The organism is Sulfuricella sp., assembly GCA_041651995.1.
Lineage (GTDB): Bacteria > Pseudomonadota > Gammaproteobacteria > Burkholderiales > Sulfuricellaceae > Sulfurimicrobium.
Map to the genome: position 1 here is coordinate 645,236 of JBAZID010000001.1, position 15,208 is coordinate 660,443.

The window sequence follows — 15,208 nt, forward strand, 5'->3', positions numbered from 1 at the left end:
CCTGATTTAATCCGACATAAAGAAAGGGGGCGCAAGCCCCCTTTTTTTCAACTATGCGCAATCCCCCCATTAAACTCGCCCTGTTGTTTTGCATTATTGCCATTACCGTGGCCTGCTATCTGCCGGGTCTGACGGGGCATTTCATTTTTGACGACGGAATCAACATCCGCATCAATCCTTTTCTGCAAATTGACAACCTGGGGGTTTCTACCCTCTGGCAGGCCGCATCTTCGGGCGGCACCAGCCCATTAAGCCGCCCCATCAGCATGGCCAGTTTTGCCGTCAATTATTACTTTTTCGGCATGAATCCTTATTATTTCAAGGCAGTCAATCTGGCAATCCATCTGGTTAACGGGATACTGGTATTTATACTGGCAAGATTGCTGCTCGGTTTATATCTGCGCATTCGCGGGGAGGCGGCAGACAATGCCGCATCATGGATTGGGCTCGCAGTCGCCGCGATTTGGCTGCTGCACCCGTTCAACCTGACCGGTGTACTTTACGTAGTGCAGCGCATGACCAGCCTGGCGGCATTATTCACGCTGGCTGGGTTGGTGCTGTATTTGTACGGCAGACAAATTCTGCTGAACGGCAACAGGTCAGGGTTTTTTGCGATTGCTGCAGCCCTGTTCGTTTTTACGCCACTTGCCGCGCTGTGCAAGGAGAGTGGGGCCTTGCTGCCCTTGCTGATCTTGGTTACCGAAGCGACCCTGCTGCGCTGGAGCGCGCCCGACCGGAGTTCCCACCGCATGTTGGTGGTGATTGTCGGCCTGTCGGTCGTGGTTCCGTTGCTGTTGGGTCTGCTTTATGCGCTGAAAGCCCCAGAACTAATTCTGGGCGGCTATGTGTGGCGCGATTTTTCGCTGGCCGAGCGCTTGATGACCGAAGCGCGCGTATTGTGGTTTTATCTGCATATGATCGTGTTGCCGAACATGGGTGAGATGGGGTTGCAACATGACGACATCCTGATTTCGCGGGGCCTGCTTTCACCCTGGACCACGTTGCCCGCCATGGCCGGGTTGCTCTTGCTCGCGGCGGGCGCCTTCGCAATGCGCAATAAGCAACCCCTGGTTACCTTCGGGATTATGTTTTTTTTCGTCGGCCACGCAATGGAGTCCACAATCATTCCGCTGGAACTGGCCTTCGAGCACCGCAACTATTTGCCTATGTTAGGCATCCTGCTACCATTGGCCTATTACGCATTAAATCCCCGGCTGCATTTGCCCAGTGCGCGTGTGCGCCGGGCAACATTTTTGCTGCTGCTTATCCTGTTTGCCGGGCTTACCGCTACCCGCGCCCAGCAATGGGGAGATACATTCATGATGCGCTTGCTGGAAGTGGAGCGGCATCCGCGCTCGGTGCGGGCGCAGATCGACTTGGCGACGCTTTACAAAAATCTGCCACCAACTTCGCGTGAGGATGAGATCGACCTTTACAACAAGGCTTTATTCCATTTTCAGCAAGCTGCAGATAATGCGCCGTCAAACATTGCAGGGTTAATCAATATTTTGGTGCTGAATGCGGGAAGAAAGTTACCAGTGGATGAAATTTTTATCGAAACATTGGAACAGCGCCTTGCGACAGTTCCGTTCGGCCCGCCAAACAAGAATACCCTTATAGGTGTGGTTAGAGACATTGCCAGCGGTCATGTTGTAGTCAATGCAGAAATCGTTGATCGCCTTTACCGTGCCACGATGTCAAATCCACTACTTACCGGAGACCACAGAAACCAAATTATCCTGGAGTTTGATAACTTGCCGCCAGAAATCCGACCAAAAAAATGAAATTCAGCATTATCCTCCCTTCCCGCAATGAGGCTGACGGTTTGCGCCAACTATTGCCAGGCCTGTCTGCGAACCTGCCCGCAGAAACAGAAATCATCGTCGTCAATGACGGTTCGGATGATGAAACACTGGCCGTGTGCGCAAAATTCCAAGTGCGTGTTATCAGCCACCCTTACCCCAAAGGTAATGGGGCAGCGATCAAATCCGGGGCGCGCGCCGCAAATGGGAACGTACTGATTTTCATGGACGCTGATGGTCAGCACAAGCCGGAAGATATACCACGCCTGCTGGAAAAATTCTCCGAGGGTTACGACATGGTGGTGGGCGCACGTCAATCCGGATCGCAAGCCGGCGCCCACCGGGCCGTTGCAAACGATCTTTTCAGCCGTTTTGCCACCTGGATGGTTCAGCAACCAGTCGAGGACCTGACTTCCGGATTCAGGGTGGTCAAGGCAAAAAAATTCCGGCAATTCCTTTACCTGCTGCCTAACGGGTTTTCCTATCCAACCACCATTACCATGAGTTTCTTCCGGGCCGGATTCAGTGTGGCTTACCTGCCTATCCACACACCCCGGCGCAGCACGGGTAAAAGTCATATCCGCCCGATCCGGGACGGGGTGCGCTTTCTCCTGATCATTATCAAAATCGGCACTCTTTATTCTCCTCAGAAACTGTTTATCCCAATCAGCACAGCCTTCTTCTGGACCGGCTTGTGTTACTACCTTTATACGTATCTAAATACTGGGCGCTTCACCAACATGAGCGCGCTTCTATTCATCTCGGCGATACTCACCTTTCTCATTGGTATCGTCTCGGAGCAAATTTCCGCATTGCACTACAAGGACATCGACGCAACTGATTACAGGGATGAATAGCTTGAACGTCCTGATGACCAGCACGTCCTACCCGGAGACCCAGGAAGACTGGCGTGGACGCTTCATTGCCAACCTGATTGCGGGATTGGCTCGGCACGATGGCATCAAGCTGTCCCTGTGGTCGCCCCCTGGAGAGTTGCCCCCTCAGGTCACAAGCACAACAACAGCAGAGGAAACTGCCTGGCTGCAACAACTCTCGCGGGATGGAGGAATCGCCCACCTGTTGCGTCAGATAAAACCGAGCGCTGCCGCCACTGTGATTGGCCTGCTGAAACGCCTTTACAGCGCCTACCGGCGCACCCCCGTCGATGTGGTACATATCAACTGGCTGCAAAACGCCTTACCGATGTGGGGCACCGACACCCCCGCCGTCATCAGCGTACTCGGCAGCGATTTCGGTCTGCTGCGTCTGCCCGGCATGAAAATGCTGCTACGTGCCGTTTTTAGTCAACGGCGCGTCATTCTTGCACCCAATGCCGAATGGATGTGCCCCGCGCTGAAAAGCGCGTTTGGCGATCTCGCTGAAATCCGTGCCATTCCCTTCGGCGTGGATGCATCCTGGTTTGAGATGCAGCGCAAGCTACCAGATGATGTGCGCCATTGGCTCACGGTCACCCGCCTGACCAAGAACAAGATCGGTGATCTTTTCGCCTGGGGCGAAGGCCTGTTTGGGCAGGAGCGGCAATTGCACCTGTTCGGGCCGATGCAGGAAAAAATGGCGCTGCCGCCCTGGGTTATCTACCACGGCCCGACCCACCCGGCCGAACTACTGGAGAGATGGTTTCCCAAGGCAGCCGGGCTCATCACCCTGAGCCGCCACGACGAAGGCCGTCCCCAGGTGATGCTGGAGGCGATGGCCGCCGGCCTGCCGGTGATCGCTTCCGGCCTCGCCGCCCACCGTAACCTTATCGAGCATCGCCAGACCGGATGGCTTGTCGACTCGGCCGACGAATTCCGCGCAGCTTTGGTATTTCTGGAGACCCCGGGTCATAACCAAAATATAGGGGCGGCCGCCCGCGCCTGGACCAAGACAAGTATTGGCACTTGGGACGACTGTGCCGAACGCTACATCTCCGCCTATCATCAGTTGCTGGAGCGTAAATCATGAACCAGGATGATGTGTTACTGCTTGGTGGTACCGGCTTCATCGGCCGGGCATTGGCACGGCGCCTGGAACAGGAAAAAAGAACCACACACATTCTTGGGCGCCATGATACCGAACAGCTGGAAAAGCTGCTGCCTAAATGCGGAACTGTGATCCACTTGGCATCAAGCACCACGCCAGGTTCTTCTGCCACCCATCCAAGCCTTGAACAGGGCAACCTCGCATTGACCCTGCGCCTGCTGGAATTGATGCAAACTCAGCTGGACACCCATCTGATTTTCTTTTCCTCCGGTGGCACCGTTTACGGTAATCCGGAGCGATGGCCCGTTACAGAAGACGCCCCGCTCGCACCGCTTTCCAACCACGGTGCAGGCAAGGTATCGCAGGAAGCTTTCTGCCAAACTTTCCGAACCCAAGGCCATGCGGTCACTATCCTTCGCCCCTCGAATACCTACGGGCCAGGCCAGACAATTAAAAGCGGCTTTGGGTTGGTGCGCACCATGCTGGAATGTGTTCGCGATGATGTCCCGCTGGAAATCTGGGGCGACGGTGGAAACATCCGGGATTTCATCTATATCGACGATGTTGTCGAAGCATGCATGCGCTTTGTCGCACTTCCGCAGGATTCAGGCACCTACAACCTTGGCAGCGGCATTGGCTACAGCATCAACCAGGTGCTGCACTTCGTCGAACAGGTCACGGGAATCGAACTAAAAATCGCCCATTACCCGGCACGAGGAATCGATGTTCGCGCCATCGTGCTGGACAATTCCCGTATCGAGGCACGACTTTCATGGAAACCACAAACCTGCTTTAAAGAAGGAGTAAATCGTACATTTGAATGGCTAAAGCGCCTATGAGCCACGTATCGCACCCCAGCGGTAATAACCCAAAACCGCTGATATCCGTGTGCATCGCCAATTACAACGGCATGGAGATAATCGACGACTGCCTGCACTCTGTGCTGGAGCAGGAAGGAGATATTTCGGTGGAAATACTAGTCCACGACGATGCTTCTAGCGACGGTTCGGCCTCCTATATCCGCGACCGCTACCCCAATGTCCAGTTGATCACAAGCGAGAACAATGCCGGCTTCTGCGTCGCCAACAACCGCATGGCAGCGGAGGCCAAAGGCAAATATCTTCTACTGCTCAACAACGATGCGGCACTTTACCCTGACGCACTGAGAACCCTCCTATCCGAAGCTGAACGGCTAGATCAGCCGGCCATCCTGGGGCTTCCCCAGTTCGACGCCGCCAGCGGCGATCTGGTGGACATCGGCTGCCTGTTCGATCCATTCCTGAATCCCGTACCCAACTTGAATCCGAAACGAAATGAAGTGGGCATGGTGATCGGCGCCTGCCTCTGGATCCCAAAAACCCTGTGGGATGAGCTGGGTGGTTTCCCGGAATGGTTCGGCTCCATCGCCGAAGATATGTACCTGTGCTGCCGCGCCCGCTTGGCAGGCTATGCGGTTCGGGCGCTGCCTATTTCAGGTTATCGGCATTGGCAGGGGAAAAGTTTTGGTGGCAACCGGGTAACAGATAACCACCTTTCTTCAACTTTCCGGCGGCGCGCGCTGTCAGAACGCAATAAGAGCTTTGTAATGACGCTGCTCTATCCTTCGCCGCTGTTCCAGATTTTTTTTCCCCTGCATTTGTTGCTGCTTATCATGGAAGGGGCGGTGCTTACCTTGGTGAAAGGCGAATCGCGTTTCTGGCGCGAAATCTATTGGCCCTGTCTTTGCGCTCTATGGCGGGAACGAAAGCGCCTCCATCGGTTACGCGGAAACATCCAGGCCGGCAGGAATGCCGGCCGGATAAGCTTGTTCAAAGTGTTTAGCCCGGTGCCGCATAAACTCAAAATGCTGGTACGGCACGGCCTGCCGAATGTCACCTGACCAGGAGGTCGAGAGCGATGCTGCCCCAGTTTCGGGCGTAGCGGGCGTAGCCGCCGCGCGCCATTTCTGCGGCGATGGGGTGAAGCCGGAAAAGCCGATTGGCGGGTAATCCGGCACGGCGTTTCAGGTGGGCAAGCTTCGCTTCCAAACGGCTACAGTCCGGGGTACCGGAAAGCCTGTCGCGTAACGCTTGCCAGCGAAGAATTTCCTCGCAGTAATAATTTGCCCGATCCACTTCCAGCGCTTCGATTATTTGGCGCAGCAGCGATTTTTTCATCCCGCCGACCATATTTGCCTGATGCTGCCGATATTGCACCAGTGTTTCCTTGACTGGGGCAAGCTTGCCGGTAGATGCCGCAACCGCGGCAATCCAGGCGTCGTGCGGCCAGTTTGAAGGAATAGGCAGTAGCAGCGGCCGCAGGCCGACGCGGAAGGCCGTGGCTGCCCCTGTTATCACGCCATGCTTGAGCAGCACGCCGAGCGCGTCACCCGCCGACATGCGCGCCTGTTCTTCCTCATCGAAACCCACCCGCTGCCACATGGTGTAGCCCAGCGGCTTCAGCGCCTCGCCGACTACTTCGGCATCGCTGAACGCCAAGTCGGCCTCACTCAAGGCGCGGGCAAGGCGCTCCAGTTTAGCTAAGTGCCAGACATCATCCTGATCCGCCAGAGCAATGACATCCCCAGTGCACAAGGAGATCGCCAACTCGAAGTTCTTCGCCACACCCAAGCGCTGCGGATTGCGCACGATGCGTACGGGGAAAGGACTCAACCGAGCAAATTCTTCCAAAATCTCCACCGTGCCGTCGGTCGAACCATCGTCGCACACCACCAACTCGTCTGGAACCCGGGTTTGGATTAGCAGGCTGTCGAGCTGCTGCTGCAGAAACTGAGCGCCTTCGAAGCTGCACAGAGCTACCGATAGGCGTGGGCTCACGGCTTTTCCCCGGCAATGCGCCAAGGTTTTTCCTGTCGTGGTGCACGAGCCAGGTAAGGCCACGAAACATGCAGAGTCAGGTTGGGGTTATAAGCTGGATCGTTTTTCAACCAGGCAGCCCAACGCTCTTGCATCCAATCCGATTCACGCTGGAAACGTGCTCTCTTTTCCGGAGTGTCGTCCTTGCCTCGGCTGGCCGACTCATGGTGGTACAGCTCGGCATAGGGTGACCATACGATGCGGTAACCCTTTTCACGGATGCGCAGGCACAAATCGATATCGTTGTAGGCCACCGGCAGGTGCTCTTCATCCATTCCGCCCACCTCGTTGAAGACCGAGCGGCGCATCACCATGCAGGCAGCCGTGACGGCGGAAAGATCCTGCGTCAGGGCCGCACGGCCGGAATATCCGGTCATGCCGCGTTTCGCGCCCAGATGCCAGTGGCCGGCAACGCCCCCGAGACCAACGATTACACCTGCATGCTGAATGGTGTCGTCCGGGTAATAGAGCATGGCTCCGACGGCTCCGACCTCGGGGCGCACTGCATGGCTTGCCATTTCAGCGAGCCAGTCTGGAGAGATCGACTCGGTATCGTTGTTGAGCAGGCATAACAACTCCCCTGTCGCCTCTCGTACTGCGAAATTGGTGATGGCAGAGAAGTTGAAGGGAGCGTCATAGCTTAGTACCTTGATACCGGGGCGATGCGACAACTCATTCAGATAGGCCAGGGTGGCAGGGTCGTCGGACTGATTGTCCACCAACAACATCTCGAAATCGGGATAGGCGGTTTGGGCGAAGATGCTTTCCACGCATCGCTTTAGAAGATGCAGGCCATTCCGGGTAGGAATGATGAGGGAAACCTTCGGGGCAGGCTGCGGCAGAGGACGGCGGATCCGCACATAGCTTCCCCAGGCAGGCATAACTTCCCCCGGCGTTTCACAGCGCATAAGATGTTCGGCAATAACCCGCAGCGCCACTTTGGCTACATAGGGTTTGGCCTCGTGTCCGATCGAAGTTGATCCACGTACCGTGCGCCAATGGTAGAGGACATGAGGGATATGGTGAATGTGCTCGGCGATAGTGGCTTCCGACACCCGCAGCGCCAGATCCCAGTCCTGGCAGCCCTCGAAGCCAATGCGGAAACCACCAACTTCCCGCACCTTTGCCGTTCGATAAACCCCAAAATGGCTGACATAGTTTTGGCTGAGAAGCAGGTCGGGGTTCCAGTCAGATTTAAAATAAGGCCGGAAGCGACGTCCATTATGGTCGATCTTGTCCTCATCGCTGTAGATCAGGTCGAGTACGGGATTTTCCTCCAGCGATACAGCCACCATATAAAGGGCGTGCTCGGCCAGTTCGTCATCGTGATCGAGCAGTGCGACATAATCACCTGTCGCCAACTCAAGAGCACTGTTGGAAGCAGCCGAGATGTGGCCATTCTCCGCTCGGAATGCAAGTTTGATGCGCGCATCCTCGCGGGCATACGCCTCCAGCAGAGGGCGGACATAGGGCAAGGTAGAGGCATCGTCTGCGATGCACAGTTCCCAGTGGGGATATATCTGTTTTTTTACCGACCCGATTGCTTCGCGAAGCCAAATCTCCGGAGTGTTGTACACCGGCAGCAGAATGGAAATCAGCGGGGCATGGCGGAAGCGAGCGACATGGCTTCTGATAAGTTCGCGGTCTTCCCAGGTCAGTGTGTCGAAGTTTTTTACCCAGCGAGCATAAATCACCGTCGCACTGGCAAACTGGAGTAGGTGCTGTTTGAGTCCGCGCCAGCCGACTTGACGCCATAAGCGCCCCATTTTGCATGCCGTTTCGAGCATATCCGGTTGCTGAACCAGCTGGTAGAACAAAGCCGAGAAGAGATACCGGATTTTACGCAATAATTCCACACCGACTCTTTCACCGTCCGTGCACTAGGTCACCGGCGATCAAAAGTTTTTTCAAAAACGAAAGCTGTTTTCACCATCCAATATACGGCTAGGATCAGGCAGAAATACCAGCTTTCACCTACCACGAATCAGGCGCGGCAGGTTCGCCAGAAAGCGCAAGGGTTTAGTAACCCGCCACGATACCGTGCCTTTTACTCTTGCCAGTTCCCGTTCGGCATGATCAATACCCCAGTTGACCACTGGCAACTGCACATCCATGATCTTGCGGAGACCATTTTCTTTGTCGTGACCATCCAGACAGGTTGACAACAAAGCGTCTTCGCGCCGGATCGCATCATCGATATCTGCATCGCGGACCTCGATTCTTGATACCTCCGCAACCTTATATATAAAGTTTCGCAGACTCTTATTTCTTACACTTTCATTAAACATAGCCCCTGCTAAAGCATCAGAAATACCACGAGTCAAAACCCAAACAAACGGTATATTATCGCACGCATGCCACTCTGAATCGAAGAACTCGAGTTTCCCCGCCGTATTTACAATCATGTTTGACGGGATGCAGTCAACATAATCTCCAGACATAACGATCTCCCCGCTCCCGTCCACCGTTGCTCTGTCTAATAAGAACCTAACCCACGGTGTGAAAACTGTAGCAATCTCATCAATGACGGCTTCCCGTGCCATTGCCTTGCGTATTCGACCAATCAGCAGTTCTCCGGCAATATAGTCGCCATCCTTCACAACATGACGAAGCCAGCCAGTATCCTTCTGCATACCTGGATAAATTAAACCCTTTCGCACCACGAGACGTCCGGCCTCGTTTTCCTCTATGCTCGTTTCGACCTGATAACTAGATTTCCTGCGCCCACGGTTATACATCTTGGCAAGCCATTTCGGGCTCTTCGGCTGTGCGCCAGACTGCCGAGCCAGAACCAAGAAGGAATTGGCCATGTCCGCCACCAAGTGATTCTCGGCAACAACCCGCCAAGCAAGGTCTTCTGCAAAGACACGGCGATGGGTTTCGGGGTAGGTCCGGCCGGTATTGTGAATCAGCAGATCGGCGACATTGAGCCGGGAATCAAGAAAGGCGGCCTCATTCAGGATCGCGCCCGGAAGCTTGTAGTCGGGGAAGGGGTAAAAGAACTCTTGCAGCGGGAATCCGGCTCTCTCCATCTTTTCTGTAAGCGCGCGCCGGCCGAAGGTTACAGGATCGTGACTCCCGTAAAGATCATTGATCCCGAAAAAGGGAACACCGACATGATCCTCGTTACACCCGTTGAAGTACTTGAGTCCAAGTTGGTTTTCTATGGCGAGAATCAATGTTCCTGCATCTCTCAGGAAAGAACGGGCACATTTCAGGACGGCAAGAACGGGGTCACTTTCGCGGACAAACTTCGGGGCATATTCGAGCACTCCGATCAGAGTTACGAAATCAAATTTGTCCTCGGAGATGAAATCGATCAAGTTGTCGCAATAAATCGTAACATTCGGCAAATCGCGGCAACGTGCCGCGGCAATTTGCGCACGGCGCCTGCTACCTTCGACCGCAATGACTGTAGCGCCGCTCTCCCCAAAATAGCGCGTCATAGCGCCGCAACCGCAACCAAGTTCCAGCACCTTGTGTCCTGGGCCGATAGCAAAAGGCCGCAGGAGATTGTGACGCGCGCCGGAAAGATGGTATTCGGTCGGCCAGTCGCGAATAGCGTTCGCAAGCTCTGCGGAGGTGATCGATACATCGGTCGCTTTTTCCATGATGCCAAGCAATCCGGACTCCACCTCGTCGCCATCCGAGTAATCGAAAGATTCCACTCCCTCGCGAGTCCATATGCCAGTAATCGATTCGCAGATATATAGAGGCTTCATCTCAAAGCTACCAAATTGAACCGGGGAGTCATTGCGACATCTCCAGTCGGTAATTGCGGATAAGCTACGTTTATCGAAATTGCATCATAGCGCCGGTCATGGGCCATTGCCCCGGATTCCGTTTCGCTTGCGACACCAAAAGACAGCAAGAAATCACCACAATCGAGAAATGGCGTAAACGAAAAACAAACACATACGGCATCGCCAGGAAATTGATCTGGTGTGCTATGCGGACCTAACAGACATCTGGAGTTTGTATTCAAGACAAGCACGCCGAGGGACGACTTGATGGTCATGCCATAGATCGGCTGCTGAACGGCAGCATGAAAAACCACCTTCAGCTTTAATTCAATGGTACGTCCAGGCACGAATGATTGAGGATTATCATTGCCGTCTTGTGTGATAGTGATTTCTTCAATGGTAGCGGCACAATCTCCCCATCGATTCTCATTCGAATTATAGGCGGGGTGAGTTCGAAAGGCATCGCCCTTGACCAACATGCCGCCCTGACCGCGGCCCCCCGCACCCTTCTTCTGGTCGCCGCCCAGCATTTCGAGGTAACGCGTCAAGGTCACGGCTGCTTCTCCATCAGCCAGCAATTTCCCATGATCAAGCAATAGCGCACGATCACAGAAGTGGGCGACTTGTTCGAGTGAGTGAGTGACAAGCAGAATGATTCCACCTTGCTTACGGATTTCCGCAATTCGCTCGAAACATCGCCCCTGAAATCGCGCATCCCCCACTGCCAATGCCTCATCGACCACGAGAATGTCAGGCTCCATACTGATTGCAACCGCGAAAGCCAACCTCACGAACATTCCGCTCGAGTAAATCCGCACCGGCTGATCGATGAATTCGCCGATGTCGGCAAAGTCGGCAATGTCGTCGAAGCGTTCGTCCATCTGCGCTGTCGTGAAACCCATCAGCGCCCCCTGGAAATAAACGTTCTCCCGTCCGGTGAACTCCACGTTGAAGCCGGCACCAAGCTCCAGCAGTGCGGAGATGCGTCCGTTGACCTGGACGGTTCCTGACGTTGGCTTGAGAATGCCGCAGATCAGTTGCAGCAGCGTACTTTTTCCCGAGCCATTGCGCCCGATGATACCAACGGTTTCACCTTTCTTGATTTCAAAGGAAATGTCCTGCAAGGCCGTGAATCCCCGGTGGAAGCGAATCCGGCCAAAAGTCAGCGCCTGCTTGATGCGGTCGCCGGGGTGGCCGAAGATGCGGTAGGTCTTGGTGAGGTTTTTGACCGAGATGGCGATATCATTCATGTAATGCTTGTGGCTTGATACTCAAAGCTCAATTTTCCGGGCAACAGCTTGAGCAAAACCCTTGAAATCATTGAGGTGGCTGGTTGCAATGGCGTGAACGATTTGCCAGTTGATTGCCTCATAATTGTGGACGGCAATGTTACGAAAACCCACGGCCTTTTTCATGCGGATAGCAAGTTCGGCGTTAATGACTCCAATCTCGGCAAGTAAGTCGAAGGTTTGGCCCATGGTGGAGGGGGGTGGAGTATCCATGCCTGAGATAAGATGCGTTCCGATGTCTACGCAGAGTTGTAAGGCTCGTGTCAGATTGAGCACTACGATGTCTTGCAGATCAGGGTCGCTGGCAAGTGTTTCGGCGGATGACGGACATCTCCCCTGGATGCGCTGGAGGCAGCGGCGCAGGGATTCCAGTTTTTGCTCTATCAGTTCGTTATCCATGCGTTACGTCTTTCCTTGAGAATGCGACGATGGTAGGGCATGAAGTCCGCTTCATCGAACACATGACGCTTGATGAGTTCCGCATAGATGTGATCTTCACCCAAGAGGCGTTTGCCGTGCTTGAGAATCTGCCCAAGCAGGGGTTCACCAATGGTCTGAAGATCAATCAGGTCAACGGGGCGGCCAATATGCTCTGCGAGCTCCTCCATCAGTGCCATCTTTTTTTTAATTTCAAGGGGCTGCCCCGTATCAACAGCCAGATCGACATCGCTATCGTAACGACCTTGATCCAGGGCTAGCGAGCCAAAAAGGATGGCCAGGCGAATTTCCGGGTGCGGAGCGAGGGTTGCCTGGATCATGGTTTCGATAGTTTTCATTTATCTTAATTAGCCATGTATTTTTTGCCAAAGTGGCTATTTGTGCAGTATTTCACTGCTGGGCAGTTTCGCATTTTTTTCTGGTGAATGATATGGACAAAAACGAAGCTAAGCGCAGGAAGTGCCCTGCTTCTTCACGCTGCGGCGCCATTAAAGTACTTTTCCTTCTTTATTTCGCCCAGTAGGCGGTGGTTCCCGGCACTTGGCTGCGACGTTCAAATTCCTGTTCGGACAGTAACAAGAGACGACACCAACACCCACACGGCCAATGTCTTCCTTGAAGCGGAGGTATTCACCCCCCTTGTCCGGCAGATCATATTCCACGGCCATCTGATCCAGATCGGAAGCACCATCCGCCTCTCCCCTAGCGTAGGAGCAGTTTCGCATTTCTTGCTGGCAGATGTCACCCTTTCCTCATGATTTGATGCCGTGACTTGCACTCAGTCTCACTCACAGCGCATCGGCAAATTCATCACGACTGTGCTGAAAGAAGGCATAACCAAGAATAGAGGCCACCAAACCGACGACCAACGCAGTGATCCATGGAGTCCACGGAATAGACGTTCCCAAGGCAGCGGCCCGCCCCGCTTCTATCACTGCCCCGAGCGGATTGTGCAAATAGATGGGACGCAGGACTTCTGGCACGGCGCTCACCGGGTAGAACACGGGCGACAAAAACATCAGCATTTGCACGAACAGCGGCACGATCTGGGTCATGTCCTTGATGAACACGCCCCAGGCGGCGAGAAACCAGGAAAAGCCCAAGGCCAGTAGCAGGACGGGAATAAGAAGGAGGGGAAAAAGCAGTGCCTGCCCGTGCAGATTCCCTGTCCAGGCCAATGCCGCCAGCAGAATGAGGAAATTGAATGCGCCATGCACCAGCCCTGCGCCAAGGGGAACTAGGGGCAGAATATCCACAGGGAAGATGATTTTTTTTACATAACTGGGGTAACTGCGCACCGCCGAAGGCGAGCGGGATACGGCTTCGGCAAAGATATTGAACACGATCAGGCCGCTATAAAGGACCAGCCAGAAGGGCAGCCCCTCCTGCTGCTGGGGCCAGCGCGCCTGAAAAATATGACCGAACACGAAGGCGAAAATCCCCAGCATCAGCAACGGGCTGAGAAAAATCCATAGCACGCCGAACATCGCCCCGCGGTAGCGCAACAATACATCGCGTTTAACCAGCTGACCCAGAAGATAACGATTAGAGTAAAGTCCGGCGACAATCCTGAAAGGGTTGAAATTACCCATTGCCATGCTCACACTTTTTCAGAAGATCCGGCGCTTCTTCCTTGAAAGAGAGACCCAGCACATTCACTCCGTTGATTACCGCCATCATCATGCAGGAAGAATCCAGAAAAAACGGGATCAAAGCATAACCGATTTGTTCCGCCATACACCAGAAAATCAGCATCACCCGCGCGGATGATATACAGCATGCCGCACGCAAGACGGATTAAGCGTAGCGATACCCATCATTCAGCCAAGTGGCCTTTGGAGCAAATTACCAGGGGCGCTATAATGACGTCCCGGCCCACGCTCCCGTAAAAAGGCGGGATTTCCACGATATCCACCCAGGATTCGCTGGACATTGATATTTAAAGGATTTTCATGAGCCTCAAGTGCGGTATCGTCGGTTTGCCCAATGTCGGCAAGTCCACCCTGTTCAACGCCATCACCAGCGCCGGTATCGCGGCGGAAAACTATCCCTTCTGCACCATCGAGCCGAATGTCGGTATTGTGGAAATCCCTGATTCGCGGATGGAAAAACTGGCGGAAATCGTCAACCCGCAGAAAGTGCAGCATGCGATCATGGAATTCGTCGATATCGCCGGCCTGGTGGCGGGCGCCTCAAAAGGCGAAGGACTGGGCAACAAGTTTCTCGCCAATATCCGTGAGACCGATGCCATCGCCCACGTGGTGCGCTGCTTCGAAAATGTGGACGTGGTGCATGTGGCCGGCAAGGTCGATCCAATTTCCGATATCGAAGTGATCAACACCGAGCTTGCCCTGGCTGACCTGGAAACAGTGGAAAAAGCGGTGCTACGCACCAGCAAGCTGGCCAAATCCGGTGACAAGGATGCAGTGCGCATGATGGCGCTGCTGGAAAAAATACGCGCTACGCTGGACCAGGGCCAGCCTGCCCGCAGCATCAATCCGGACAAAGACGAAGAGGCCTTGCTCAAGCCGCTGTGTCTGATGACCATGAAGCCCACCATGTACATCGCCAACGTGGATGAGGGCGGCTTCAGCAACAACCCTTTTCTGGAAAAAGTGGAACAGCACGCGGCAAAAGAAGGTGCTCCTGTCGTCGCGATCTGCGCCGCCATCGAGGGTGAGATCGCCGACCTCGACGAGGCCGACAAGAAGGAGTTCCTCGACGACATGGGTCTGGAAGAGCCCGGCCTGAACCGCGTCATCCGCGCCGCTTACAAGCTGCTCGGGCTGCAGACCTACTTCACCGCCGGCGTCAAGGAAGTGCGCGCCTGGACCATCCATATCGGTGACACCGCCCCGCAGGCAGCCGGCGTGATTCACACCGACTTCGAACGTGGCTTCATCCGCGCACAGACCATCGCCTATGAGGATTTCGTTGCCTGCAAGGGCGAACAGGGCGCCAAGGAAGCTGGCAAGATGCGTTCGGAGGGCAAGGAATACGTGGTGCATGATGGCGATGTCATGAATTTCCTGTTTAATGTTTAGCCTGATTGCGCTAGGATTAGCTTTCCTATTTTTAACGCATGAAACAGGAGAACT

Annotated in this window: 14 protein-coding genes; 6 read left to right on the forward strand and 8 right to left on the reverse strand. The window is 54.5% G+C overall.

The annotated features are described in order from the left end of the window. Positions 1-53 precede the first annotated feature (53 nt). Genes WC392_03085 through WC392_03105 form a run of 5 tightly spaced genes read left to right on the forward strand, consistent with a single transcriptional unit; the run spans position 54 to position 5,664 of the window. Positions 54-1,784: a pilus assembly protein PilF gene (locus tag WC392_03085; protein MFA5241342.1), complete on the forward strand. Its 1,731-nt coding sequence runs from the start codon at positions 54-56 to the stop codon at positions 1,782-1,784. Next, positions 1,781-2,659 (forward strand): glycosyltransferase family 2 protein, encoded by an 879-nt coding sequence (locus WC392_03090; GenBank protein ID MFA5241343.1) that lies wholly within the window; start codon positions 1,781-1,783, stop codon positions 2,657-2,659. The genes WC392_03085 and WC392_03090 overlap by 4 nt, the downstream gene beginning before the upstream one ends. After that, entirely contained in the window at positions 2,652-3,767 is a 1,116-nt protein-coding gene (locus WC392_03095; protein ID MFA5241344.1) for a glycosyltransferase family 4 protein, read from the forward strand. Before WC392_03090 ends, WC392_03095 begins: the two co-directional genes overlap by 8 nt. Then, positions 3,764-4,624 (forward strand): NAD-dependent epimerase/dehydratase family protein, encoded by an 861-nt coding sequence (locus WC392_03100; protein ID MFA5241345.1) that lies wholly within the window; start codon positions 3,764-3,766, stop codon positions 4,622-4,624. Before WC392_03095 ends, WC392_03100 begins: the two co-directional genes overlap by 4 nt. Beyond that, a complete protein-coding gene (locus tag WC392_03105) occupies positions 4,606-5,664 on the forward strand; it encodes a glycosyltransferase family 2 protein (protein MFA5241346.1) in 1,059 nt (352 codons plus the stop codon). Before WC392_03100 ends, WC392_03105 begins: the two co-directional genes overlap by 19 nt. Here WC392_03105 and WC392_03110 read toward each other — a convergent pair. The 8 genes from WC392_03110 to WC392_03145 form a co-directional block, all read right to left on the reverse strand. Beyond that, positions 5,657-6,601, reverse strand: coding sequence for a glycosyltransferase (locus WC392_03110; protein ID MFA5241347.1), 945 nt, complete (start codon positions 6,599-6,601; stop codon positions 5,657-5,659). The two genes, WC392_03105 and WC392_03110, sit on opposite strands and share 8 nt — an antisense overlap. Continuing rightward, positions 6,598-8,496, reverse strand: a complete 1,899-nt coding sequence (locus WC392_03115) for a glycosyltransferase family 2 protein (protein ID MFA5241348.1) — start codon at positions 8,494-8,496, stop codon at positions 6,598-6,600. Before WC392_03115 ends, WC392_03110 begins: the two co-directional genes overlap by 4 nt. Positions 8,497-8,610: 114 nt before the next feature. Continuing rightward, positions 8,611-10,308: a methyltransferase domain-containing protein gene (locus WC392_03120; protein MFA5241349.1), complete on the reverse strand. Its 1,698-nt coding sequence runs from the start codon at positions 10,306-10,308 to the stop codon at positions 8,611-8,613. 50 nt (positions 10,309-10,358) lie between these two features. After that, the gene (locus WC392_03125; GenBank protein ID MFA5241350.1) at positions 10,359-11,633 is read right to left on the reverse strand and encodes an ABC transporter ATP-binding protein; all 1,275 of its coding nucleotides are present in this window, start codon (positions 11,631-11,633) and stop codon (positions 10,359-10,361) included. Between the two features lie 21 nt (positions 11,634-11,654). Then, positions 11,655-12,071, reverse strand: coding sequence for a DUF86 domain-containing protein (locus tag WC392_03130; protein ID MFA5241351.1), 417 nt, complete (start codon positions 12,069-12,071; stop codon positions 11,655-11,657). Next, the gene (locus tag WC392_03135; protein ID MFA5241352.1) at positions 12,056-12,448 is read right to left on the reverse strand and encodes a nucleotidyltransferase domain-containing protein; all 393 of its coding nucleotides are present in this window, start codon (positions 12,446-12,448) and stop codon (positions 12,056-12,058) included. Before WC392_03135 ends, WC392_03130 begins: the two co-directional genes overlap by 16 nt. A 450-nt stretch (positions 12,449-12,898) precedes the next feature. Continuing rightward, a complete protein-coding gene (locus WC392_03140; protein ID MFA5241353.1) occupies positions 12,899-13,708 on the reverse strand; it encodes an ABC transporter permease in 810 nt (269 codons plus the stop codon). After that, entirely contained in the window at positions 13,695-13,865 is a 171-nt protein-coding gene (locus WC392_03145; protein MFA5241354.1) for a hypothetical protein, read from the reverse strand. The genes WC392_03140 and WC392_03145 overlap by 14 nt, the downstream gene beginning before the upstream one ends. A 197-nt stretch (positions 13,866-14,062) precedes the next feature. On the opposite strand from WC392_03145, the gene ychF reads away from it, so the two are divergent. Beyond that, the gene (gene ychF / locus WC392_03150; GenBank protein ID MFA5241355.1) at positions 14,063-15,154 is read left to right on the forward strand and encodes a redox-regulated ATPase YchF; all 1,092 of its coding nucleotides are present in this window, start codon (positions 14,063-14,065) and stop codon (positions 15,152-15,154) included. Positions 15,155-15,208 lie beyond the last annotated feature (54 nt).